We start from the raw sequence: 23,771 nt of genomic DNA on the forward strand, positions 1-23,771 counted from the left end.
GCCAGGCCGGCGGCGCGCATCATCAGCGCCGCTGTCGAGTGCGGTGAAAGCTTCATCGGGACACCTCGGGGACTGCTGCTTCGGGACGAGCCGCGAATGTAGGGAGTCCCCGTCCGGTGCGCATGACCGCAAGGTGATCGACGCTTGACGGGTGCCTGACCGGTGTGGCCCGCGCCGCGGCGTCGTGACGGGCAGCACGCTTCACGCGGTGGTGTTGCGCGCGGCCTCCTCGAAGCGCACGCGCACCGTCGTGCCGGCGCCGGGTCGGCTGTCGAGCTCGAACGAGCCGCCCAGCAGGCGCGCACGTTCTTCCATGCCGAGCAGGCCGTGCCCGCTGCGCTCGCGGGCAGGGTCGAAGCCGGCGCCGTCATCGGTGATGGTCAGCACCCAGGCCTGCGCGTCGCGCTGCAGGCTCACGCTCACCTCGCTGGCCTGCGCATGGCGGCGCACGTTGGTGAGCGACTCCTGCGCAAGGCGAAAGAGCTGCGTCGCTGCGTCCGGCGCCAGTCCGTCCGCCGCCGCATCGAGCTGCAGCCGGCACGGCGCACCGGTGGCGTGGGTGAACTCCGCGGCCAGCCACTCCAGCGCCGCGGCCAGGCCGCCGTCGAGCGCCGGTGGCCGCAGCTGTTTGACGAGGGCTCGCACGCCGCCGGCCAGGTGGTCGATGCGATCGAGCAGCAACTGGAAGTGCTCCTGCGCCGGCGGCCGCTCGCCACGCGCCCGCGCGCGCAGCACCGACGCCTCCATGCGCAGCGCCGCCAGCTGCTGGCCCATTTCGTCATGCAGTTCGCGTGCGATGCGCCTGCGCTCGTCTTCCAGCGCATGCGTGTTGTGCTCGCCCAGCCGGCGCAGTGCCTGGCGCGACGTTTCAAGCTCGGCGGTGCGCTCGGCCACCGCGCGCTCGAGCCGCTCGCGGTCGCGGCGCTGGCGCCGGTTCGCGACCAGGTTCGACAGCCACCACAGCAGCGCCAGCGCCGCCGCGGCGGCCAGCTTCGCCGGTGCCGACCGCCACCACGGCGGCTCGATGGCGAAGGCGATGCGCAGCGGCGGGCCGGCCTCTGCGATCGGCACGCGAGCTCCGGCGCGCACCTCGAGCAGGTGCGAGCCCGCCTCGGGCGACTCGATGGTCACCACGTTGCCCTCGATCGCACGCCATGTGGCGTCGTCGTCCAGCCGGTATTCGACGCGCAGCGTGCGGCCGCGGGCGATGCTGGGGGTGGCGAGCGTCAGCTGCAGGTGGCGATCGTCCCAGGCGATCTGCGGCAGCGAGGCCGGCGAGGCCGTTTTCGCGCCGAAGCGCAGCGTGTCGGCGCGCAGCGCCGCAGGGGCCTCCTTGGCCTGCGCCGGGCGCAGGCGCGTGATGCCGGCGCTGGTACCGATCCACGCGGTGCCGTCGGCTTCGAGCAGCACCGCCCCGTCGTCGATGTCGTCCCACAGCAGCCCGTTGGTCCGGTCGATGTGCGACCAGTGGCCGCCGTCCTGGATGAAGGCGCCGTGATCGGTGCCGAACCAGAGGCGTCCGTCGGGCGCGCCGCGCAGGAAGTACACCGCCGGGTCGCCGAACAGCGCCAGGTCGAAACGGCGCACGAGCCGGACGTTGGCGCCGCCCTCCAGCGTGTAGAGGGCCAGGCTGTGCGAGTCGACCACCCAGAACGCCGACGCGCCGGCGACGCTCGCGTGTCCATCAGTCTCGATGACCTGGCCGTGCTCGTCGCGCATCGGCACCCAGGCGTTGTCGATCGCGCGGAAGATGCGGCGCTCGCCGACGAACCATTCGACCGCCGTCGGCCCGGTGCCGGCGACGACGACGCCGCCCACCCATTCGCGCTCCGGCAGGCCATCGGCGACCGGCTGCCGGCGCACGCCCGAGGGCGTGGCGACGATGCGGTCGACGCCATGGCGTCCGGTGAGGTAGATGGCGCCGTCCGTGCCCTGCAGCGCCATGACCAGCGAGGGGTCGTTGAACATCGTGTCTGCGCCGGCCGCCCCGGTCCTGAGGCGCAGCACGCGTCCCGCCTCGACCCACCACAGCGCACCGTCGGCGGCGACGGCGATGTTGTTGGCAGCCCCCTTGGGACGCGAAGAGGCCAGCGGCTGCAGGCGTTCGCCGGCCTCGTCCAGCCGGGCGATACCCTGCGCCGTGCCGGCCCACAGGTGCCCGCGGCCGTCACGGGCGAAGCTGAACGCCGCGGGCGCCGGCAGCCCCTGCGCCGGTGTCCAGTGATCGGCCTGCCCGTAGCCGACCCAGTGGTGCAGGCCACGGCCCGAGCTTCCGAGCCACAGCGCGCCCTCGGCGTCGAACAGCAGCGAGCGGACCAGCGTTTCGGGCAGCCCCTCTTTCGAGGTCCATGATTGCCAGCGTTGTCCGTCCCAGCGTGCAACACCCGCATCGGTGGCCACCACGATGCGCCCTGCCGGGTCCTCGGCCAGCGCCGAGGTGGCCGGCAAGCGCTGTGCCGCCGGGGCCTCGACAGCGATGAAGCGGTGCTGCGCCGGTCGCAGTTGCGCGAGCCGGTCGCTGCTGCGCGCCCAGACGCTGCCGTCGCGGCCGAGCACCAGGTTGCCCCACATGCGGGCCGGCAGGCCCTCGGCCTCGCCCCAGGTGCGCAGCGTTCCGTCACGCCATTCGCACAGGCCGAGGCCGCAGCCGAACCACAGCGCGCCGCGGCCTGCGCGCAGCGCCCCGGAATCGGCATCGACCGCGCCCGGCGGGGCCGGGAAGGCCGGCAGCTTCACGCGCTGCACGGCCGGCGCCTGGCCCGCCGGTGCCGTGGCATCGATCGCCCACACCCGGCTGCTGCGGTCGATCGCGTAGACGATGCCGCGCTCGTCAACGTCGATGCGCTGCCCGCCTTCGACACCGATCAGCGCACCGCCGGGCTGGGTGACCGCGGTCCAGGCCGGCCTGCCGTCGGTCTCGCGGCGCAGGAACAGGCCGAGGTCGGTTGCAATCCACAGCCGGCCGCCGCCATCGGCCCGCGCCGTCAGCAGCACCGCCCGCTCCGCGCCCGGCGGCAAGGCCTCGCGCCGGATGCGAAAGCCGTCGAAGCGGAACAGCCCGTTCTCGGTGCAGATCCACAGCGTGCCGTCGGTCGCCTGCGTCAGGCAGCCGACCGCCATGTTGGTCAGCCCGGCCGATTGCTGGTAGCCCTCGAACACCGCATGCTGCGCGTGCGCGGCCGCGGCCACGCCCACCAGCAGCAGCGCCGCGAGCGCCGCCTTGCCGCGCTCAATCCACCAGGCCGTGTCGCAGCGCATAGCGCACGAGGTCGCTCAGCGAGTCCTGGCCGAGCTTCTCCATCAGCCGCGCCTTGTAGGTGCTGACGGTGTTGGGCGCGAGCTGCAACTGCGTGGCGATGTCGGTCGGCGACTGGCCCTTCACCAGCGCGATCAGCACCTGGCGTTCGCGCGTCGACAGCAGGGCCATCGGTTCTTCCTGCGCCTGCTCGGCGCGGATCAGTTCGGCGCTCAGCGACGGATCGACATAGCTGCGACCGGCCGCCACGCGGTGGATCGCGTCGATCAATTGCTCGGGCGAGACGTCCTTCGTCAGGTAGCCGAGGGCGCCGGCTTTCAGCGCGCGCCGCGCGATGTGCGGATCGGCGTGCATCGTCAGCACCAGCACCGGCAGCCCGGGGTGCGCGGCGACGACCCGCTCGATCAGGTCGACGCCGGTGCAGCCGGGCATCAGCAGGTCCAGCAGCAGCAGGTCGACGCCGCCGGCCGCGAGCCCGGCCAGCACCTCGGCGGCCGATGCGGCCTGGCCGGCCAGCACGAGCCGGTCGTCGAGATCGAGCATCTTGCGCAGGCCTTCGCGCACCAGCGCGTGGTCGTCGGCGATGAGGACGCGGATCGGGCCCGCGGCGGGCGGCGTGGGGTTCATGGGCGCAACCGGAGCGGTACCGTGATGTAGTGATCAGTCTACATGACGACGACATGACATGTGAGATCGTTCGAAGGAAAGCCGGCAAGCCGGCACCAAGCGTGACAACTTCCCCGTCGACGCGTTGCCGATGTGTTGTAGATTAATGTCTACAACGTTCGTTGTAGCACTACACCGCGAGGCCCCATGTACAGCTTTTCGTCACCCCGCCACACGTTCGACAACAGCACGATGCCGGGCCTCGCGCCTGCGGGCTCGCGGGCCGACGAGCCTGCGACGGAGGCGGTGCCCGAGTGCGTGGCACCGCTGCGGTTCGGGCGCTGCGAGGTCCGTATCGCCTCGCGCGAGGTGCTGGTCGACGGCCTGCCGCGGGCCTTGCAGCCGCGCCCGTTCGACCTGCTGGTCTACCTGATCGAGAGCCGCGACCGGGTGCGCACCACGGACGAGCTGCTCGACCAGATCTGGCGCCACGAGATCGTCCAGCCCGGCTCGCTGGCCGCCGCGGTGATGCGCATCCGCCAGGCGGTGTGCGACGGCAGCCCCGGCATCGGCCAGGTCATCCGAACCTACCCGCGCGTCGGCTACCGCTTCGTTGCCGTGCTGGACGGCGACGGCCCGCGCTGACGTCGCGCCGGTGCCCTCAACGCGGCACCGGCAGGGACGGGGCGTGCAGCTCCCATTGCTGCTGCGCTTCGACGAAGCGCGACAAGCCGACCTCGTCGACCTCGACGGACCGCGTCAGCGGCGCGACGTCGTCGTCGCTGCGCAGCACCACCAGCATCAGGCGCGAACGCAGGATCGCGAGGCCTGGGCTGTCGTCGGGGATGCCGATGGCGCGCAGCTGGTCGAGCGCCCGTCGCAGCACACTGATGGGCAACGCGTTCGCGGCGGCGACATCCTTGCGGCGCAGCGCGCGCTCCAGCACGCCCAGGTGGGTGAGCACGCGGCGCGCGCGGGGGTGCTGCGCCAGCAGCGCGCGCAGGTCGTCGCCGATGCGCTCCAGCGTCGACGGCGCGATGTCGTCGAGCCAGCCCGGCGCCGCGGCGCGTGGCACTTCTTGCGCGCGCGGCGACTCGGGCGCCGGCCTGCGCACTTGCACCGCGGCACGCGCGAGGCGGCTGCGCAGCAGCTGCAGCAGCAGGCGCCAGGTGCTGTCGCGCCGCCGCCGCGGCGGGCCGTCGGCCAGGGGGTTGGCGGGCGCGTCGGCAGACTCTTCGGGAAAGGGCCCGAGCAGCACGCCGGCGCCGTCGAGCAGCGCCAGCAGCGAGTCGATCTCGGCGTTGGCCAGCCCTGCCTCGCGGCGCAGCCAGTGGCGGCTGACGTTGTGCACCGACATCGCGCTCAAGGCCTTGCGGAACCGGGTTCGATCGAGCGACGGTGGCAGCGCAGGCAGGCTGCTGATGCGGTACGAGGACATGGCGAGGGCCTTGCGAGAGCGGGTGGAACGTGCAAGGGATCGTAGGCACTGCCCTCTGCGGCGTCTTGACGAGACCCTGATGGGGTTCTGACGGTCCTGGCACTTCCTGACGGTCAGCGCCACGATCGTCAGCCCGTGCGCCACCACCGCGACGGCCGGCAACAGGCCACGCTGCGCGTGGCCAGGGCGTACCCGTCACGGGTCACGGCAAGGTGTAGGTCAGGATCAGTTCCGGTGGGCTTTGCGCCCCGTTCCAATCGATGTAGTTGTTGGTGTTCGCGCCGTCCGTGGCCTTGAAGAACGACACCCGATACTGCGTCCGCCCGTTGCCGCGTGTGAGGTTGATCGTGTTGGCCGGCACGCTGCCGTGCGACAGCACTTGGGTGGGACCCTGTGCCGGGTCGCTCATCTGCCCGACACCTGGCCGGTCGGCGCCGCTGAAATCTTCAGGTGCCAGGCCCGACGCGCCACCGAACCAGCGGTTCGCCGCATCGATCGACAAGGGCGCGAATCCGGCGGCAAACGGGTTGGTGCCCGCCCCCGTGGCCGTCTGCGTCAACAGCAGCGTCGGCTGGCTCGGCCCCACCACGGCGTCGTCGGGCAGGGCCTGCCGCGTGTAGAACGACAGCACCGCCTTGGATTGGCAGTTCTTGCATCCGCCGGCGCCGCCATTGGTGTCACCTGTGCGCACCGACCAACCCGGCGTGGCCAGCGCGCCTCATGGTATTTTTCGCCGGTGTTCACTTCGGCGAACGGTCGGAAGACGACCGGTATGCCGGCGTCGCTCAGCGTCCGCAAGCCGTCGGCAATGGTGTCGATGTCGTCCCAGAAGCGGCCCGCCGGCGTATCGGGGGCGCGGTTGGAAAGGAACAGCTTGGACAGCGCCTTGTCTTTCGGGCTGGACGAGCGGCCGGAGTTGCGGTCCCAAGGATTGGGTGGCGTGGCCGTGATGCTGACGATCGGATGGTAGATCGCCGAGGCATCGAGCAGGCGGGCGTTGATCTGCGACACATGGGCCTGCTCCAGCACATAGTGCGCGGCGTCGAGGTTGGCGTCGTATCGCGCACCGATCATGCGCGGGTAGGCCCGGCGCGGGGAGGCACTGGCGATGCGGTAGGTGTTCATGTCGAACACCTGCGGCGCCGACGACAGGTCGCCCGGGCCGCCCATGTGCTGGCCCTCGATCATGTTCGACCGGCTTGCCAGCGTGCGCGTGCGGATGAAGTCGAAGACAGACTGCGTCTCGGCGCTGTGGGCCTTGTCGTAGAGCTCGGCGGTGGACCCATCGCCAGCGCGGGCGGCGGGCATCAGCGAGCCGAAAAGAACCAGGGCCGCCAAGGCGCGCCATGGAAAGAGACCCGACATGTTGGAGCTCCCTGTCTGAACCCCATCGCCGGGGGGCGCTCGATGGTAGGAGGATGCCGTTCCGGAAGCGTGGTTCCGGTTAGGGGGCCATCTCGCCATTTCCCGAGCAGATGTTGCTCGCATCCAGCTCATTCCGCTTCCGATGGGCGAGACACATGATTCGTCCCATGCGAAGCGATGGACCGAAACGTCTCCTTCGTCATTCAACTCAACCCATGGGAATGACCTGAAATGAAGCTCAAGAACAAAGTTGCATTCATCACCGGCGGCACGTCGGGCATCGGCCTGGAAACCGCGAAGCTGTTCCAGGCCGAGGGCGCCCAGGTGGTGCTGGTCGGCTCGAACGCAGAGCGCCTGGCTGCCGCCGGGAACCAACTCGATGGCAAGGCCCTGCTGGTGCGTGCCGACATCCGCAAGGTGGCCGACATCGAGCGTGCCGTCGAAGAGACGCGCGCCAGGTTCGGTCGCATCGACGTGCTCTTCGCCAACGCCGGCGCGACCACGGTCGCTCCACTCGAGGCGGTGACGGAAGCCTATGTCGCCGACAACCTCGCGCTCAATTTCACCGGCACGTTCTTCACGATCCAGAAGGCGGCCCCGGTGATGGCCCAGGGCGGCAGCATCATCGTGACGACATCGTTCCTGAACACGATCGGCTATGCGGGCCTGTCGATCCTGGCGGCGACCAAGGCGGCGGCGCGCTCCCTCGTCCGCACCCTGGGCGCAGAGCTGGCGCCGCGCGGCATCCGAGTGAACGCGGTCAGCCCGGGCGCGATCGCGACGCCCTTCTACAGCAAGATCGGCTTGCCCGACAACGTGCTGTCGGAGATCGCCGCCGGCATCACGCAGAAGGTCGGCCTGAAGCGCTTCGGCGATGCCGCGGAACTCGCGAAGACCGCGCTGTTCCTCGCCAGCGACGACTCGTCGTACACGACCGGCACGGAACTCGTGGTCGATGGCGGCCTGACCCAGTTCTGACGGCGCCATGGGAACGACGATTCAATTCAAGCGGCCCGACGGCCAGGAGCTGTCGGGCTACCTCGCAGAGCCGGCGCGGCTGCAGGGTGCACAAGCGGTCGTGGTGATCCAGGAATGGTGGGGCCTGAACGACCAGATCCGTGGCGTTGCCGACCGCCTCGCCCACGCCGGCTTCCTGGCGCTGGTGCCCGACCTTTACCGCGGCAAGAGCACGGTCGAGAAAGAGGAGGCGCACCACCTGATGACCGGCCTGGACTTCGGCTCCGCCGCCGCCCAGGATGTGCGTGGCGCCGTCCAGTTCTTGAAGACCCGCGCCGCGAAGGTCGGCTGCGTCGGCTTCTGCATGGGCGGCGCGCTGACGCTGCTGGCCGCTGCCAATGTGCCCGAGCTCGACGCTGCGGTCACCTGGTACGGCTGCCCGCCGTTGGAGTTCATCGACGCCGGGAAGATCAAGGTTCCGCTGCAGGGCCACTGGGCCGACCAGGACCAGTTCTTCCCGCCGGCGCTGGTGGCCGGCCTGGTGGAAAAGCTGACGGCCGCCGGCGTGAAGCACGACTTCCACCATTACCTGGCGCACCACGCGTTCGGTAACGAGCAGGCGGTGGGCGAGGGGCGGATCGCGGAGACGCACCATGACCCGGTGTGGACGCAGAGGGCGTGGGACCGCACGTTCGCGTTCTTCGCCAGGCACCTGGCCTGAGCCGGCTCTGACGACTTCAAAGGAACACTGAAATGCACATGTCTCGGCTCGCCGTCCTGGCGGCATTCTTCAGCCTGAGCTCCCACGCGCCGGTCCAGGCACAGGTCTCGATCAGCGGCAAGACGCTTCCGCTGAGCACCGCCATCATCGCTGCCCAAACGGCGGTGGACACCTGCAAGGCCAACGGCTATGACGTGACGGCTACGGTCGTCGACGTCTCGGGGACGCCTCAGGTCGTCCTGCGCGGCGACCACGCGGTGATCCACACCAAGGACAGCAGTTTCCGCAAGGCCTATACGGTGGTGACCATGGGGCCGATCTTCCACGTCGACACCACCAGCGGCTTCATCGGCGTGCTGGGGAAGTACCCGCCGCTCGTGGCTCAATCGCTGGCCGGCACGCCCAATGTGACGGCATTGCCAGGCGGCGTGGCCTTCAAGGTGGGGGACGAGACCATTGCCGGGCTCGGTGTGGGCGGCTCGCCCGGGGGCGACAAGGATGAGGTCTGCGCACAGGCGGGTGTTGCCAAGGCGGCAGAGCTCCTGAAGAAGTAGCGCTGCACAGCGCGAAGCGCGCGCCTTCTCAAGGCGCCGGGATGCGTCCGAAGTCCGCCAATGCCTCGCGAAGTTGCGGAACGGCGAAGTCGATGAACCGGCGGAGCTTGACCGGCATCATGTCGCGGGACAGGTGGACGAGGTGCACGGGGATCGGGTCGACCTCGAACTCCTGCAGGATGAATCGGAGCTTTCCGGCGCGCACCGCCTCTGCCACGTCGTGCTCGAGCAGCATCGTCGCGCCCACGCCATCGATGGCGGCATCGGCGGCTGCGTCCGGCGACGACACCAGCAATCGCGGTGTGTCTGCGATCGCGTGGATCTCGCTGGCATCCGGATGGCGAAAACGCCACGGCGACAGGAACGGGCTGTTGAACACGACGCGAGGGTAGCCGCGCAGATCTTCGGGGCTGCGCGGCACGCCATGCTTCTTCAAAAGCGCCGGGCTGGCCACCAGCACGACGCGCAACAACCCGACCCGCGTGGCCACCAGGCTGCTGTCGCGCAGGCGGCCGATCCGCACCGCGACATCCGCGTGCGAGTCGACGAGGTCGATGTTGCGGTCGGATTGCAGGAGCTGTATGCGGATCTCGGGAAACTGCGCCAGGAATTGGTTGATGACGGGCAGCACCCGAAGCCGCGCCACCTGCACCGGCGTCGTCACGACGAGCTCGCCGCGAGGGTTCGTGAACTCGCCGGCGGCGCGGCGCTCCTGCTCATCGACCTGTTCGAGGATCTGCCTTGCAGCGGCAACGTAGTCGGCTCCAGCGTCCGTCAGCGAGAGCTTGCGTGTCGTTCGAACGAGAAGCTTCGTGCCGACCATCGCCTCCAGGTCGTTGACATTGCGCGTGAGCGTGGCAACGGGGATTCGCAGCTTCCTGGCGGCCGCCGACAGGCTTCCCTCCTCGACGGAGGAAACCAGCATCGCCATCGCTTCCAGTCTGTCCAATTGACTCACCTCAAGAAGCCGACAGCGGAATGCGGCCGGGTCGCGTCCATTGAACGGCCGCGCGCCCTCACTCTACAGGGGCTCGATGCGAGGGACTGACCTTCCACGCCGCGAAGATCAACGCCGACACCAGACGCGCAGCCGACGCAAACGGCCGAAGCGACGCCCCGTTCTGCCACCTCAACTCTCGACCTCGCGCAAGCCCGCTACCAGGGCCTCGTACACCAGGCGGATGCGCGCCGGCACCGGCTGGCGCTGCACGCGGTAGACCGACAGTGGCCAGGGTTTGGGAGCCGTCTCGGGCAGTACCTCCTGCAGCGCACCGCCGCGCAAATGGTCTGCGACCAGCACGCCGGCCAGCTGTGCGATGCCCATGCCTGCGAGCACCGCGTCGCACACGGCCTGGGCGTCGTCGGAGACCAATGCGGGCAGCGCGGGCAGGATCTCCCGCTCGCGGTTCAGCCTCCATGGCCAGGGGCGGCCGGTGTTGCGGTTGATCAGTTGGGCGGTGGGCAGGGTGTCCAAGCTGGCCACCGACTCCACCGGCCCGATGCGCTTGAGCAGCGACGGCGCTGCGACGATGCGCAACGAGAACACCGACACCGTCCGCGCGACAAAGCGGCTGTCGCGCAGGCGGCCGGCGCGCACGCCGACGTCGATGCGCTGCGCCACCGCGTCGATCACCTGGTCGGACAGTCGCAGGTCGAAGCACAGGCCAGGATGCTGCAGCGCCAGGCGCTCGAGAAGCGGCATCACGAAGCGCCGGCCCTGCATGGTCGGCGCCGCGATGCGCACCAGGCCTTGGACGCGCTCATCCTTCACCGGCATCGCCGCCGCGAACAAGGCATCGACGCCCTGCAACGCCTGGCGCGCCTGCGGCACGAAGCGCTCGCAGAAATCGCTGGGCTGCACGCTGCGGGTGCTGCGGTGGAACAGCAGTTCGCCGAGATGGCCTTCGAGTTCCTTGACCGCCCGCGTGACCACCTGCGGCGAGATCGACAGGCGGATCGCAGCCTCGCGGAAGTTCTGCGTCTCGTAGGCTGCGAGAAAGGTGCGCAGCAGGTCGATACGGTTCAGCATTCCTCGATTATTCCTCTGCTGGGAATTCTGATCTCCCGGTGTATTCATTCACAGGATCAACGCCGGTTTCCATACTGCCTTCCATCGTCGGCACGTCGCCGGCGCCTCACAGGAGCAATTGAATGGAATTCAAGGACAAGGTCGTGCTGATCACCGGCGCCAGCTCGGGCATGGGCCGTTCGGCCGCGCAGGCCTTCGCGCGCCAGGGTGCGAAGCTGGTGCTGGGCGCGCGCCGCCAGGCCGAGGGCGAAACCTTGGTGGCGCAGATCCGCGCACAGGGCGGCAACGCGGTGTTCGCCCCGACCGACGTGACGCGCGAGGCTGACGTGGACGCGCTGGTGCAGCTGGCGCTCTCGCACCACGGCCGGCTCGATGTGGCCTACAACAACGCGGGCATCGAAGGCCGCAGCGCCGAGTTCGCCGAGCAGGACAACGACAACTACGACCTGGTCATGAACACCAACGTGCGCGGGGTGTTCTGGGCGATGAAGCACGAGATCCGCGCGATGCTGCAATCGGGCGGTGGTGCGATCGTCAACAATGCGTCGATGGGCAGCGAGGTCGGATTCCCGAGCCTGGCGCCTTACATCGCGAGCAAGCATGCGGTGATGGGCTTGACGCGCACCGCGGCGCTCGAGTACGTGCAGCGCGGCATCCGCGTCAACGCGGTGAACCCGGGCATGATCGACACGCCGATGCAGGACCGTGTATGGGGCGGCGAAGCACAGGCGCGCACTGCCTTCACCCAGCAGACACCGGCCGGTCGCCCCGGCTCGGCCGACGAAGTGACCGAGGCCGTGCTGTTCCTGGCTTCGCCCCGCGCCAGCTTTGTCACCGGCACCGGGCTGCTGATCGACGGCGGCTACGTGGCGCGCTGAGCGCCCGCACCGCCCGCGTTGGGCACGATCCTGAACGGGTCGATCTCCTACATCAGTTGTCGTCTTCAGCGGACACGTTCTGCGGGCGTCGCTCTTCACAATGGTCGCGTCATCGACGACAAAGGCCATCGGTGGCGAAAGAGGTGGCGACATGATCGATGACAACGGTTCCCGAATATTCGACCATCGACGCGGTGTGCACACCGCCGTGGGCGGTGCGCGGATCTACTCGGAGAGCCTGGGCCCCCTGGACGCTCCGGTCCTGGTTCTGCTGCATGGCGGGTTCGGACAGATCGAGGACTTCAATGCCCTGCTGCCGCAATTGGGCAGCAGCCATCGGATCATCGGGATCGACAGCCGGGGCCACGGCAAATCGACCTTGGGCGATGGTGGCTGGACCTATCAGCGCGTTCAGGAAGACGTCGAGGCAGTGCTGGGTGCACTCGGCGTGCGTCGGTGCTCGGTACTCGGGTTCAGCGACGGCGGTACCGTGGCGCTGCGCATCGGAGTGGCTGGAAAGCTGTTGGTCGAGCGCATCGTCGTCGTGGGGTCGACATGGCACCGCAAGAATCTGCAAGCCACCCGATCGATCCTGCAGGGCGTTACGGCCGAGAGCTGGTGCCGCAAGTTTCCGCAGACCTGCGACGACTACCAGCGACTCAACCCCGAACCGGACTTCGAGCGCCTTGCGAAGGCGCTGATTCCCGGTTGGCTGGACGAAACGATCACGGGCCACCCGGACGACGGCGTGGCGAAGATCAAGGCGCCCGTGCTGATCGTGCGCGGCGACGATGACCATCTCACGTCCTTGGCCGACGCGGTGGAATTGCGCGGCAAGTTGGCGCAAGCGCACTTCCTCAACATTCCGTTCGCCGGCCACGTGGCCTTTGCGGACCGGGCGGACACCTTCTTGCCGGCGCTGCGTGAATTTCTCAAATCCCGGACTGCATGAGTCGACGATTCATCGGCATCGGCATCCCATCGAGCCCGGCTCGCTTTCGCGAAGAAAGACCCAACCAGCGAGGCACCCATGACGGACAAGGCCGTTCGGACATCAGCCCCAGTGGCCTGCTTCACGGCAGGCGCTGGCCCCGGCGTGCCACTGCTCTTCGTGCATGCCGACCTGGGCAACCATCGGCAGTGGACCCCCATCATGGATCGGTTCGCGTCAGGTCGCCGGGTGGTCAGCTTCGATCGCCGAGGCCACGGGGGCTCTGCCATTCCCGACGATGGTTACGGCTACGCGCGGGAAGGCGCAGACATTGCGGCCGTGAGCGCCGCAGCGGAACTGGACCGCTTCGTCTGCGTGGCCCATAGCGGCGGCGCCGCGGTCGCTCATCTGTACGCCAGCACACATCCCGAGCATGTCGCCGGCATGTTCCTCGTCGATCCGGCGCAGTCCGGCAAGGCGTTCTCCGCGGAGCAAGCGCAACAGACGATCGACGGTGCTCGACGCGAGCCCTACAAGACCGCCGAGGCCTTCTATGCCTCGATTGCCGGCGACGCGCCGGTTGTCGCCGACCAGGTGCTGAGCGACGTGCGCCATACGGATGCGCGCACGATCGTCGGCATGACCGAGGCACTGGCCGCGTTCGATCCGGCCGCTGCCGGTCATTGCTATCCGGGCGATGCTCTCGTCGTGCAGCAAAGCCGCAACGACACGCCGCATTCGATAGCGCGAATTGCCGGGTACCGGCAGGTTCACATCGATGGCGCCGGGCATTGGATACAGCTGGCGCGACCGAACGAGATCGAGAAGCTGCTGCGCCGGTTTCTGGATGACATCGAGGCTTGACGCTCCGCCATCGCCGAGTCACTGGCTGCTTCAGGCTGGTTGCGGGCGGTAAGAGGCCGTCGCGCGAGCGACCGCTCTGACGGAGAGGAGACCTTCGTCGCGCAACGCGTTGGGTTTGCTCAGCCGCGCCCGAATGGACGCAGTTGCAGCCAGGGATGACCAGGTCGAACGGCCGCTCCTGCGAGCCGCGAGGCGGAGCTATCGACTCGTTGCCGACATTCGCGATGGTCTTCTCAACGCCCAGAAGCCGCCGCTCAATGCCAAAGCCGCGCGGCCCTTGTTTGCTGAGGCCTGCGGCTCGAACGACCGAATAGGGCCCTGCCTACGACAAGATTTCATTGGCAGCGCCCCGAAACTCTAGAGAACATGATGATGCTGCCGTCCGGCACGCTGCTGGAAAGTGCGATCTGCTCGAATTTGCAAGCGCCGACCTGCAGTGTTTTGTACGTTCCTCGGTAGGACACCGATTCCGAGGGGAAGAAGTCGCTCAACTTCCCGTTCACCTGGGAGTCTGAGACTTTCCCTTTGAACATCGCGGCGGTCCCGTCGACCTCCTGCATTTCAACCGTGATGGCTGATGCCGATCTGCTGACCGTGGCTGAACCTGATCGCAACAGCACCTTTGCGCTTGCATCGGGGGACGCGAAACCGCTGTAATACCAACGCCAGGAAGCACGTGATTCCGCGCCTATAGCCGGAGTGGTAAGAAGTGCAGATACCAGCGCGGCGCTGAAGATGAGAGTTGATTTCATGTGGTTGATAGTGGGTTGCTGACATGTCCAGCTTGTTGTGGAGTAAGCAACTGCGTTCCGCAAACGGGGCCTCGAGGCCCACCAGAGAGCACACCGCGTTGCTGCATCACGGCCCACATCGACCCACCGCTGACATTCGACCTGCCGGTCTCAGTTCCCACCAGGAGTCGCTCAACGAGCGGGGCGATCTCCCGACTCAGCGTCCAACACTTGGTCAACCGGACTGAAAGCTCAGCCCTCTGGTGTGAACAGCGCGTTTACGTTTCCGTCGAACTTGAAGTCGGTCATCACCCATCCTGTGTCTGTCCGATAGAAGATGAACAACCATCGCATGGGTGACCGCTCGAATTTTGCGATGTACTGGAACCGTATAAGGGCCGTCCCGACCTGCTGGTCTCGGATGTACTCGTACCCGGTGGGCTTGCCGTAGCGAAGTGCGATGTTGGGCTGTTGACTCGCAAACTGGGCCGTGAATGCATCGATCTCTGCCCCCGGCAAGAGGGAGGCTGGACGGAGTTGCTTCCATGCATTCTCGTACTTGCCAGCACCAATGCTCCCCATCAGTCCGTCTGTGAACTTCCTAACTTCTGCTGGGCTGCCGAATGTCTTGCCTTGCGCAAAACACGTGGCCATTGCAAGCGAGAGAATTATGGCAATGAAGATTCGGTTCATGGATTTTCCGGAGCGACAAGTTGATGGCATACCTTTGAATTTCGAGTCGGAGCCGATAGGGAATCTGTGCGGTCGTCAGAGCGCGAGCCTCTTCGCCACAAAGGCGCAGGCAGACTATCCTAAAGCTGCCGTTCGCGACAGGCAGCTGCTGGCCGATCGTCGCACGCTCGGTGCCAGCGCTTAGTCAGCGCAAGTTCACCTGCGCGGAAGCTGCAGGCCGACCTCGTCATGCCCCCGTTCCGCGCAGGCGGTCGAGTATCACTTGGCTCACCTGCCGACTCGACGGTAGCCAGGTGTGGGTCTGCGGCAGCCGCACCCAATCAGAGATCCACGTGGCGCTGACCTCTGACTCCGCCACCACGCCATCATTGGCCTCGTTTCCGAACCAGCGCCTCAGCATCGGCAGGCTGCGCGTGCCGACGATGCCGGTCGTGCGCTGGGCAAGCGCGGCAATTCGCGCCATGCGCTGCGCCGACCCAAGCAGGCGCCCGCAGTCGCCGGCCCAGGCGCGAAATACCCACCAATCGCGCAATGCCTGCGCGAGCCGCGATGCCGTCTGCGGCGAGCCGAGGAGGAATACATGGCGAGGCCGCGGCACGCCGTCGGGCAGTGCGGCCAACGCATCGCGCAGCAGCACGCCACCCAGCGAATGGCCGATCACCACATAGCCTGGCGCCGCCCCCGACGACTGCGCCATCCCAACCAGCCGGCGCGTCAGCCTTGCGCTGATGGCATCTGCGTCCGCCCAAGTCGCCGAGTAGCCGAAGGCTTGGGCATGAACACCCGCACGCCGCAGGCGCGCCATCAGGGGGAGCCCCGACAAGGGCGTGCGTCCCAGGCCATGGACGAACAATGCTTGCATGGTGGATCCGGGCTTTCTCATCGTCGACGACCGCGAGCCTATCCGAAGCGGCCGGTCGCCTTTGGTGGATCATGGCTCGAGAGCGAGGGAAAAGAGGGCGACGAGAAGCGCCGCGGCAGCGTAGCCTTCCGGGGACTTGAGCATTGAATGAGTGACTCTTTCATCCGAGGATTGCAAACAGGATGCGGGGAACTACCGCATGGCGGACCATGGTAGCTGCGCCCGCCATGAACCCATCGAGCATGCCGAGCCAGAAGCGGACTCTCACGAACGCCCGCTCATGGCCGACAGTGCATCGTTCGCGAGCGACGGCTTTCGGGTAGGCTATGAGTCGCTGACAAAACGGTGCGAGGCTACGCGGGCAGATGTGGCCATGCACATCGAAATGATTTCACTCAAAACAAATCAGCTTATTCTTCGAACTCCGTCGTTGCAGGACTTGAGCGACTACCTAGCCTTCAGGAATGAAACAGCTCCAAATGAAGGTGAGCCGCAAACCGCTTCGGTACGGGAGTCCGACGCGAGGACTCTGCTGTCGGCTCAGCAGGACCGAAGTCTCACCGAGCCGGGCTGGCTCATGATGGTGCTGGAGCACCCGCAAACCGGTCGCGTGATCGGTGAGGTCGGAGGGTTCCGGTCGCCCCATGAAATGAGCCGAGCCAACATTGGATGGTGGTTGCACCACGCATACCGAGGCCAAGGGCTCGCCACGGAGGCTGTGGCAGCGTTCATTCAATGGGGGTTTGAAAACCTCGGGCTCGAGTTGGTAGATGCAAGCTGCCACGCCGACAATCACCGATCGCAAGCACTGATGGAGCGGCTCGGCATGCACCGCGAACCAGACACGAAGCGTGAGCTGAATGGCAGGTCCTTCGACGAGCGCACGTACAGCTTGCATCGCTTGGACTGGCTCACTCGCCCCAAGAGCGGCTGACAAAACGGTATCAACGCCTGGGATGCACCGCCTGCACAAGTTGCTGCTGGGCAAACTTCGCAGCGTGGGGTGTCTGGACTTCAGCCGTGTCAGCGTCGATGGGGCCAGTGTTCCCAGCCCCGGGGGGCTCGCACGCGGGGCCCCATCCCACCGACCACGGCAAGCTCGGCAGCAAACCCCACCTCGCCACAGATCGCACGGGGATCCCGCTGATGCATTCGGAGTCCCCGGCCGACCGGCAGCAACCGCTGCCTAGCGGTCGTCCGGGAGTCACCGACTGCGTCAGGCTGAACTGAGACGGTCGCGGTCGGCTCACGAACGACCGTTGACCTGCAGAGCAGTCATCGGCCTCATGGCGCATTTCGGGGCTCAACGGGGCTCCCTGAGCCGGCTGATGAAACGTCAGACCACAGCTCCCTCGGCGTAACGCTCGGCGATCGCCCGAAGGTCGTCCTGGCGCTGTTCGAATGCCGCCACGACATCGGGATCGAACTGCGTTCCGCTGGCGGCAAAGACGGAGGCAACCGCCTCTTCGTGCGTCAGGCTGGCCTTGTAGACCCTTGGCGTCACCATCGCGTCATACGCATCCGCCACTGCCATCAGCCGAGCCGCCAACGGGATTTCGACTCCGCGCAGTCCTTGCGGATACCCGTTGCCATCCCAGCGCTCATGGTGCGACAGGACGATCTCCTTCGCGCAACTGAGGAACTTCGCGTCGACACCCAGCCGCTGCTGCGAACGCACGATGGCCTCGCATCCAAGGATGGTGTGCTTCTTGACCTGCTCGTACTCGTCGGGGCTCAGCGGGCCGGGCTTCAGCCGGAGCGCCTCGGACACGGTCGTCATGCCGATGTCGTGCAAGGGGGTGGAGCGGACGATGACGCTGACGGTCGCGTCATCCAGGACCTTCTCCAGCCGCGGGTTGGCGCGCAACGCGATGCACAGCGACCGCACGTAGTGTTGGGTGCGCAGGATGTGTCCGCTGGTCTCGCCGTCCCGCGACTCGGCGAGCGATGCCAATGCGACCACCGTCACGTCCTGGATCGCGCGCAGGTCGCTCGTGCGGCGGACGATCTCCGATTCCAGGAATGCCGCCTTGTCGCGCAGCACGTCCGCGACGACCTTCAGGTGCAGATGGGTGGCAACGCGCGCCAGGGCAATGGCGGGGCTGATCGGCTTGGTGATGTAGTCGACCGCGCCGAGCAGCAGCCCGCGCTCTTCGTCCTCGGGCGCCGACAGCGCCGTCAGGAAGATCACCGGGATGGTCTGCGTGCGCGGGTCCGACTTCAGGCGCTCCAGCACTTCGTAGCCATCCATGCCCGGCATCATGATGTCGAGCAGCACCAGGTCGGGTGGCGCATCGAGCGCCAGCTGCAGCGCCTTGGTACCGCTGTTGGCCAGGCGCACGCGGTAGCTTTCGCGCAGCAGGTTGGCCAGCAGGTCGAGGTTCTCTGGCGTGTCGTCCACCACCAGCACGGTGGGCTTGGAGTTGACGGAATCCTGCATGGTGAGGCTCCTTGGTCGGTTGGGTCAGCTGTCCTGGAATTGTCCCGCGATGGCGCGGAACTGCGTCTCGATCGACAGGAACGCATCGAGCACGTCCGGGTCGAAATGGCTGCCTCTTCCCTTGCGCATGATGTCCATGGCCTCCTCGTGCGAAAACGCCGGCTTGTACACGCGCTTGGTGATCAACGCGTCGTAGACGTCGGCGACGGCCATCAGCCGCGCCGACACGGGGATCTCGTCGCCCGCCAGTCCTTCGGGGTAGCCGGAGCCGTCCCACTTCTCCTGGTGCGAGTAGGCGATCTCGCGTGCGAAGACCAGGAAGCTGTCGCTGCGCCCCAGATAGCGTTCCACCTCGCGGATCGCGTCGCGGCCGTAGACGGTGTGAAGCCGCATGATGTCCCACTCGTCCGGATCCAGCTTGCCCGGCTTGAGCAGGATCCGGTCCGGAACCCCGATCTTCCCGATGTCGTGCAGCGGCGCCGACTTGTAGAGCAACTCGATGTTGGCGTCGGTCAGCACATCGCTGAAACGAGCATGCGTCTTCAGCGCCTGCGCCAGCGCGGCCACGTAGCTCTGCGTGCGGCGGATGTGATTGCCGGTCTCGTTGTCGCGCGTCTCGGCCAGGCTCGCCATCGCGTGGATGGTGGCGTCGCGCATCTGCTCGAGCTCGAGCGTTCTTTCCTTCACCAGTGTTTCGAGGACGGCGTTGTGGTCGCTCAACAGGCGACGCGCCCGGCTGACGGTGAGCTGGGTCTTGACGCGCACCAGCACGATGGGCGGCGAGACGGGCTTGTGGATGTAGTCGACCGCGCCGAGCGAAAGGCCCTTCTGCTCGTCCTCGACCTCGGCCTTGGCGGTCAGGAAGATGACCGGGATGTCCGCGGTGAGCGGATCCGATTTCAGCCGCGTGATGACTTCGTAGCCATCCATCTCCGGCATCATCAGGTCCAGTAGGATCAGGTCGGGTCGAGGTTGTGCCGCAGCCAGCTTCAGCGCCTTGGCGCCACCGTTGGCCAGCTTGACCTTGTAGTCGTCCTTGAGCAGGTCGGACAGCACCGTCAGGTTGTCGGGCGTGTCGTCGACGACCAGGACGATGTGCCGGGATGGTCCGTTCGGACTCGTCATCTCCCTCTCCTTCAGTTCAACTGCACGGAGCGACTGTCGGCAGCCGCGCGCAAGGCCTGCAGCGCGAGGTCGAAGTCGTAGTCGTTCAGCGCCCGCTGCACGGCAGTGGCTGCACCGTCTCCGAACTCGCCCGCGAAATCGTATGCGAGTCCTTCGAACTTGGGGGCGGCATCGGCGCTGCAATCTTCCATCAGGCCGGCCAGCAGCCGCAGCTCGTCGAGCCAGGCCTGAAGCGGACGCAGCGGTTGATGTGCGGCCGTACCTTCCTGGGCAGGCAGGCGTTGGTCCAGCACCTTGGCCGCCGCGTCGAGCGCCAACTGCAGGCCTTGCAGCGCAGGTTCCAGATCGGTGATCGCCGAGCCGTGTCGAATGGCCGCTTCGAGCTCGGCCGCCAATTCCTGAACGCCGCGCAGTCCCAGGTTTCCCGCCAGGCTCTTGAGCGTGTGGGCCTGTCGCTCGGCGGTGGTCCGGTCGTCGGCCCGCAGTGCCAGCCGGATGCCCTGCGGGACCCGCGGCTGCTCTTCCCGAAAACGCCGCAGCAACTTCAACAGAAGCACTTCATTGCCGTTGACGCGGTGCCTCGCCGCATCGAGATCGAATCCGTCCAGCGCCGGCAGGCCGATCGAGGCGCCGGAACGGGTGGCGCCGGGCCGGATCGGCCACGGCTCTTCCGTCGCGAGCTTGTCATGCAGCCAACGGCGGAGCACGCCATACAAGGCCGGCGGCTCGATCGGCTTGGCCACGTGATCGTTCATGCCCGCGTCCATGCAGCGTTGCCGTTCCTCCTTCATCGCGTGCGCCGTCATCGCGATGATGGTCAGCCCGCGGAAGCGTTCGTCGTCGCGCAAGCGCCGGGTGGCTTCGTAGCCGTCCATGACCGGCATCTGCAGGTCCATGAAAACCAGGTCGTAGCGGCCCGGCCCGGCGGCCTGCATCCGTTCGATGGCCTGCTGCCCGTTGGATGCGATGTCTGCCGACACGCCGGCTGCCTCGAGCAATTCGGTCGCGATCTGCTGGTTCGTGTCGTTGTCCTCGACCAGCAGCACGTGTGCATCCTCGAAGCGGGGAACGCTGCCTCGCGCCGGGGCCTGGGCGGCCATGTGTTCAGGCGCGAACACCTCGACCAGGGCGTCGATCAGTGCCGAGCGGTCCAGCGGCTTCAGCAGGAAGGCGTCGATGCCGGCAGCCTCGGCCGCGGCACGCACCTCTTCGCGCCCGAACGCGGTAGCCAGGATGACGCGTGGCGGAGCCGGCAATTCCTCGCGCGCGCGCAGGGCGAGTTCGATGCCGTTCAGCCCAGGCATCTGCCAATCGGTGAGCAGCAACTGGAAGGGCTGCGGGGCCGTCGAGAGCATCTCCAGCGCCTCCTTGCCGCCGGATGCCGCCGTCACGTGCACCGGCAGTCCCTTGAAGGCGTCGACGAGGATGTAGCGGGCGACGGGGTTGTCATCGACCACCAGCACCCGCAGGTCGTTCAGCGCTTCAGGCACCACGCGGAGGGCGCGGGGAGGCGCATCGCTCTCGGCCAGCCAGCAGGTGAAGCTGAAGCGGCTTCCTTCGCCGACCTCGCTCTCGACCCAGATGCGGCCGTCCATCATCTCCACCAGGCGCTTGCAGATGCTCAGGCCCAGCCCGGTGCCGCCGAAGCGGCGCGTCGTGGAGCCGTCGGCCTGCGTGAAGGGCTGGAAGAGGCGTGCGGCCTGCTCCGGCGTCATGCCGATGCCGGTGTCTCGCACGCAAAACTGCAGTTGCACGCGCCCCTGCGACTCCGCGAGGGTGCGGGCCGACAGGTGGATCTCTCCGCGCTCGGTGAACTTGATGGCGTTGTTGACGAGGTTGATCAGGATCTGCCCGAGCCGCAGCGGGTCGCCCCTCAGCCCGCGCGGCACCTCGGCCGGCACGTCGAAGAGGTACTCGAGGTCCTGCTCCTGCGCCTTGGCCACCGTCACCGTCGCGAGATTGGAGAGCACGTCGTCGAGGTTGAAGTCGACCCGCTCGACGTCCAGCTTGCCGGCCTCGATTTTCGAGAAGTCGAGGATGTCGTTGATGATGCCGAGCAGCGCCGTCCCCGCGTTGTAGATCTTCTGCACGTAGTCGCGCTGCTTGGGGGCCAGCTCGGTGCGCAGCGCGAGGTGCGACATCCCGATGATGGCGTTCATCGGCGTGCGGATCTCGTGGCTCATGTTGGCAAGGAACATCGACTTGGCCTGGGTCGCGTCCTCGGCGGCGGCCTTGGCCTGCTCGAGCGCGCGCTCGTCCTCCTTGTGCGCGGTGATGTCGACGAGCCAGCCGAGGATGCCGGCCTTGCCCTCGTAGTCGGTGGGCAGGTAGGTTGCCAGGATGTCGCGCTCCAGCCCGTCGGGGCCGTTCATCCTCAGCTCGTAGTTCCGGACGATGCCGTCCTTTTCCAGCATCGCCATCATGCGGTCGCGGTCGGCCAGGTCGACGTAGGTGTCCGGCCTGTCCGATCCGGTCAGGCGGATGAGCTCGTGGGTGCGCGGGTTGGCAAACCGCACCGTTCCTTCCACGGAAATGGCCACGCCCACCGGGGCGGTCTCCAGGATGCGGCGCAGGCGCTCGCGCTCCTGGTGCAGCTCCGCGAGCGCGAGCTTGCGCGCCGTGACGTCGAGCGCAATCGCGATGATGGATTCAATCCGCCCGTTCTCGCCCCGCAGCGTCGACAGGCTGAGGTCGATCCACCCGATGTGTCCATCCCGATGCTGGTAGCGAAGCGACGACCGCAGATCGGGCTTGCCCGCGAAGGCATCCGCGACCATCGCGCGCAGCTCTTCGCGGTCCTCCGGCACGACGAGATCGCCGACGGGCACGGACGCGAGTTCGCGCTCGTCGTAGCCGAAAATCGCGGCCAGCGCGGCATTGGCCTGTTGCCGCGAGAGATCCGCGGCGATGTTGACGATGCCCACGGGGGCGTGATCGAAGATGGCGTGGAAGAAGCGCTCGCGATGCGCCAGCTCGGCGCGCTTGGCCTCCAGTTCCTCGGTGCGATGCACGACTTCGCTTTCCAGCGTGGCGTTCGCGCGGGCGAGATCGGCCGTGGCCGACTGCAGCCTCTGCCGCATCGACTCCTGCGCCTGGGCCAGCTGAGCGACCTCACGCCATCGCGTGGCAACCTGCACCGGTTGCTCCAGTTGCAGCTGGCCGATCCGGCTGCTCTCTTCCGACAGTTCCTCCAGCGGCCTGGCGAACTGGCGGGCGATGCGCGTGGCGAGTGCGGTTCCGCTGGCGACGGCCAGCGCGCCGAGCAGCAGCAGCATGGCGGCGCTGGCCCATCGGTTGGGGACAAAGTCGGCTTCAGGTGCCGCGACGGCCAGCAGCACCTGGTTCTGGCCGATGGCACTGCGCCGCACGAGCGCGAACCAGTGCGCGCCCTCGCTCTCGTACCGGAGGTCTTGCCGTTCGTTGGTGGTCCGCCACGCCTGGAGCGCGTCGGCGAGCGGGGCCACGCCCAGCTGCGCCACGTCCTGCAGCACGCTCGCCCGGATGCCGTCATCGGATGCGAACCGGCCGTCGCGTGGCAGCCCCATCACCCGGCCGTCGGGATGGAGGATGGCAGCCATGCCATTGCGCCCCGCGGCCACTCGCGTGGTGAAGCGCGACAGGTCGAGCAGCCGCACATCGTGGCTGATGACGAAGCGGTGGCCGTCGGCACCCGTCCAGCGCGCAGCGGCCGTGATGCCGGGCTCGCGGGTGGTGTAGAAAACGTAGGGTGCCGTCCACGCCACCTTGTCGTCACCGGGGAGCGCCATTGCGGCCGTGAACCACGGCCGTTTGCGGGCGTCATAGTCGAGTTCGCGCGCTTCGACCCGGGTCAGGCGCTGCTGCTGGTCCCAATGCAGCCAATAGGCGGTCTTGCCCCATTGGTCCGGATTGGTGAGGCGGTTGACCCAGGTGCCGTCGGCATTGCGCAGCAGCAGGATCTCGCGGCCGGTCTCGCTGGCCAGCAGCACCGAGCTGATCTCGCCATGGTTGTCGATCACCGAAAAGAAGAGTTCGTTGAAACGGAGCAGGTCGTTCAGGCCGGCACTGCCATGGCGCCCCCAGTCCCTGGAGGTGCGCAGGGTGGTCTCGACGGTCCCGAGGAGTTGCTGTGCGCTGCCGTCGAGTTCGGTCGCCGCTTGTTGCAGTTGAGCGTGAGCCAGCTGGCCCACGGCGGGCCTGACGATGACGTAGAAGGCGCTGAGTGCGAAGACGAGCAGGACCGCAACGGCCAATGCCGAAATGCGAAAGACGAGCGCACTTCGGATGGACCTTCTGTCGCGATTGACGGTCGCAGCGGCCATGCCTACTCCCCACTTTTGTG

General features: G+C 67.4%; 21 protein-coding genes. 8 read left to right on the plus strand and 13 right to left on the minus strand.

Translation table 11 applies throughout. The annotated features are described in order from the left end of the window. Positions 1-201 precede the first annotated feature (201 nt). The gene (locus ASC98_RS02705; protein ID WP_056804994.1) at positions 202-3,258 is read right to left on the minus strand and encodes a histidine kinase; all 3,057 of its coding nucleotides are present in this window, start codon (positions 3,256-3,258) and stop codon (positions 202-204) included. Further along, positions 3,230-3,883, minus strand: a complete 654-nt coding sequence (locus ASC98_RS02710) for a response regulator transcription factor (RefSeq protein ID WP_056804996.1) — start codon at positions 3,881-3,883, stop codon at positions 3,230-3,232. The genes ASC98_RS02705 and ASC98_RS02710 overlap by 29 nt, the downstream gene beginning before the upstream one ends. A gap of 186 nt (positions 3,884-4,069) precedes the next feature. Here ASC98_RS02710 and ASC98_RS02715 point away from each other — a divergent pair, with 186 nt between their 5' ends. Next, complete coding sequence (locus tag ASC98_RS02715) at positions 4,070-4,507, plus strand: winged helix-turn-helix domain-containing protein (RefSeq protein WP_056804999.1); 438 nt, start codon at positions 4,070-4,072, stop codon at positions 4,505-4,507. Between the two features lie 16 nt (positions 4,508-4,523). On the opposite strand, the gene ASC98_RS02720 is transcribed toward ASC98_RS02715, so the two are convergent. The 3 genes from ASC98_RS02720 to ASC98_RS02730 form a co-directional block, all read right to left on the minus strand. Next, on the minus strand, positions 4,524-5,300 hold the full coding sequence (locus tag ASC98_RS02720) for a hypothetical protein (protein WP_056805002.1): 777 nt from the start codon (positions 5,298-5,300) through the stop codon (positions 4,524-4,526). Between the two features lie 202 nt (positions 5,301-5,502). Beyond that, entirely contained in the window at positions 5,503-5,931 is a 429-nt protein-coding gene (locus tag ASC98_RS02725; protein ID WP_056805005.1) for a hypothetical protein, read from the minus strand. Further along, positions 5,856-6,665, minus strand: coding sequence for a glycosyl hydrolase (locus tag ASC98_RS02730; RefSeq protein WP_162249340.1), 810 nt, complete (start codon positions 6,663-6,665; stop codon positions 5,856-5,858). The genes ASC98_RS02725 and ASC98_RS02730 overlap by 76 nt, the downstream gene beginning before the upstream one ends. A gap of 231 nt (positions 6,666-6,896) precedes the next feature. On the opposite strand from ASC98_RS02730, the gene ASC98_RS02735 reads away from it, so the two are divergent. Genes ASC98_RS02735 through ASC98_RS02745 form a run of 3 tightly spaced genes read left to right on the plus strand, consistent with a single transcriptional unit; the run spans position 6,897 to position 8,897 of the window. Then, entirely contained in the window at positions 6,897-7,643 is a 747-nt protein-coding gene (locus tag ASC98_RS02735) for an SDR family oxidoreductase (protein ID WP_056805010.1), read from the plus strand. A gap of 7 nt (positions 7,644-7,650) precedes the next feature. Next, positions 7,651-8,343, plus strand: a complete 693-nt coding sequence (locus ASC98_RS02740) for a dienelactone hydrolase family protein (RefSeq protein WP_056805013.1) — start codon at positions 7,651-7,653, stop codon at positions 8,341-8,343. 32 nt (positions 8,344-8,375) lie between these two features. Further along, positions 8,376-8,897, plus strand: a complete 522-nt coding sequence (locus ASC98_RS02745) for a heme-binding protein (RefSeq protein ID WP_056805025.1) — start codon at positions 8,376-8,378, stop codon at positions 8,895-8,897. 28 nt (positions 8,898-8,925) lie between these two features. Here ASC98_RS02745 and ASC98_RS02750 read toward each other — a convergent pair whose 3' ends face one another. Together ASC98_RS02750 and ASC98_RS02755 are read right to left on the minus strand one after the other, a co-directional pair. Further along, positions 8,926-9,846, minus strand: a complete 921-nt coding sequence (locus ASC98_RS02750) for a LysR family transcriptional regulator (protein WP_056805027.1) — start codon at positions 9,844-9,846, stop codon at positions 8,926-8,928. Between the two features lie 180 nt (positions 9,847-10,026). Continuing rightward, the gene (locus ASC98_RS02755) at positions 10,027-10,926 is read right to left on the minus strand and encodes a LysR family transcriptional regulator (RefSeq protein ID WP_056805029.1); all 900 of its coding nucleotides are present in this window, start codon (positions 10,924-10,926) and stop codon (positions 10,027-10,029) included. A 122-nt stretch (positions 10,927-11,048) separates the two neighbouring features. Between ASC98_RS02755 and ASC98_RS02760 the strand changes: the two genes are divergently transcribed. From ASC98_RS02760 to ASC98_RS29180, 3 genes are all read left to right on the plus strand, one after another. Then, on the plus strand, positions 11,049-11,804 hold the full coding sequence (locus ASC98_RS02760) for a glucose 1-dehydrogenase (RefSeq protein ID WP_056805032.1): 756 nt from the start codon (positions 11,049-11,051) through the stop codon (positions 11,802-11,804). A gap of 151 nt (positions 11,805-11,955) precedes the next feature. Further along, positions 11,956-12,756, plus strand: a complete 801-nt coding sequence (locus tag ASC98_RS02765; protein ID WP_162249339.1) for an alpha/beta fold hydrolase — start codon at positions 11,956-11,958, stop codon at positions 12,754-12,756. A 78-nt stretch (positions 12,757-12,834) separates the two neighbouring features. Beyond that, the gene (locus ASC98_RS29180) at positions 12,835-13,599 is read left to right on the plus strand and encodes an alpha/beta fold hydrolase (RefSeq protein WP_082542203.1); all 765 of its coding nucleotides are present in this window, start codon (positions 12,835-12,837) and stop codon (positions 13,597-13,599) included. A 335-nt stretch (positions 13,600-13,934) separates the two neighbouring features. Here ASC98_RS29180 and ASC98_RS30025 read toward each other — a convergent pair whose 3' ends face one another. From ASC98_RS30025 to ASC98_RS02790, 3 genes are all read right to left on the minus strand, one after another. After that, a complete protein-coding gene (locus ASC98_RS30025) occupies positions 13,935-14,351 on the minus strand; it encodes a hypothetical protein (protein WP_157598182.1) in 417 nt (138 codons plus the stop codon). Positions 14,352-14,582: 231 nt separating this feature from the next. Continuing rightward, on the minus strand, positions 14,583-15,023 hold the full coding sequence (locus ASC98_RS02785) for a hypothetical protein (RefSeq protein ID WP_056805044.1): 441 nt from the start codon (positions 15,021-15,023) through the stop codon (positions 14,583-14,585). 226 nt (positions 15,024-15,249) lie between these two features. After that, complete coding sequence (locus ASC98_RS02790; RefSeq protein ID WP_056805047.1) at positions 15,250-15,885, minus strand: triacylglycerol lipase; 636 nt, start codon at positions 15,883-15,885, stop codon at positions 15,250-15,252. Positions 15,886-16,036: 151 nt separating this feature from the next. Between ASC98_RS02790 and ASC98_RS02795 the strand changes: the two genes are divergently transcribed. Continuing rightward, positions 16,037-16,819, plus strand: coding sequence for a GNAT family N-acetyltransferase (locus ASC98_RS02795; protein WP_157598180.1), 783 nt, complete (start codon positions 16,037-16,039; stop codon positions 16,817-16,819). Between the two features lie 402 nt (positions 16,820-17,221). Here the strand turns inward: ASC98_RS02795 and ASC98_RS02800 are convergent, their stop codons facing one another. Genes ASC98_RS02800 through ASC98_RS02810 form a run of 3 tightly spaced genes read right to left on the minus strand, consistent with a single transcriptional unit; the run spans position 17,222 to position 23,751 of the window. Beyond that, the gene (locus ASC98_RS02800) at positions 17,222-18,325 is read right to left on the minus strand and encodes an HD-GYP domain-containing protein (protein ID WP_056805053.1); all 1,104 of its coding nucleotides are present in this window, start codon (positions 18,323-18,325) and stop codon (positions 17,222-17,224) included. A 24-nt stretch (positions 18,326-18,349) separates the two neighbouring features. Next, complete coding sequence (locus ASC98_RS02805; protein ID WP_056805056.1) at positions 18,350-19,450, minus strand: two-component system response regulator; 1,101 nt, start codon at positions 19,448-19,450, stop codon at positions 18,350-18,352. 11 nt (positions 19,451-19,461) lie between these two features. Continuing rightward, positions 19,462-23,751: a response regulator gene (locus tag ASC98_RS02810; RefSeq protein WP_157598178.1), complete on the minus strand. Its 4,290-nt coding sequence runs from the start codon at positions 23,749-23,751 to the stop codon at positions 19,462-19,464. Between the last annotated feature and the right edge of the window lie 20 nt (positions 23,752-23,771).

This window comes from Rhizobacter sp. Root1238, assembly GCF_001425825.1.
Taxonomy (GTDB): domain Bacteria; phylum Pseudomonadota; class Gammaproteobacteria; order Burkholderiales; family Burkholderiaceae_C; genus Rhizobacter.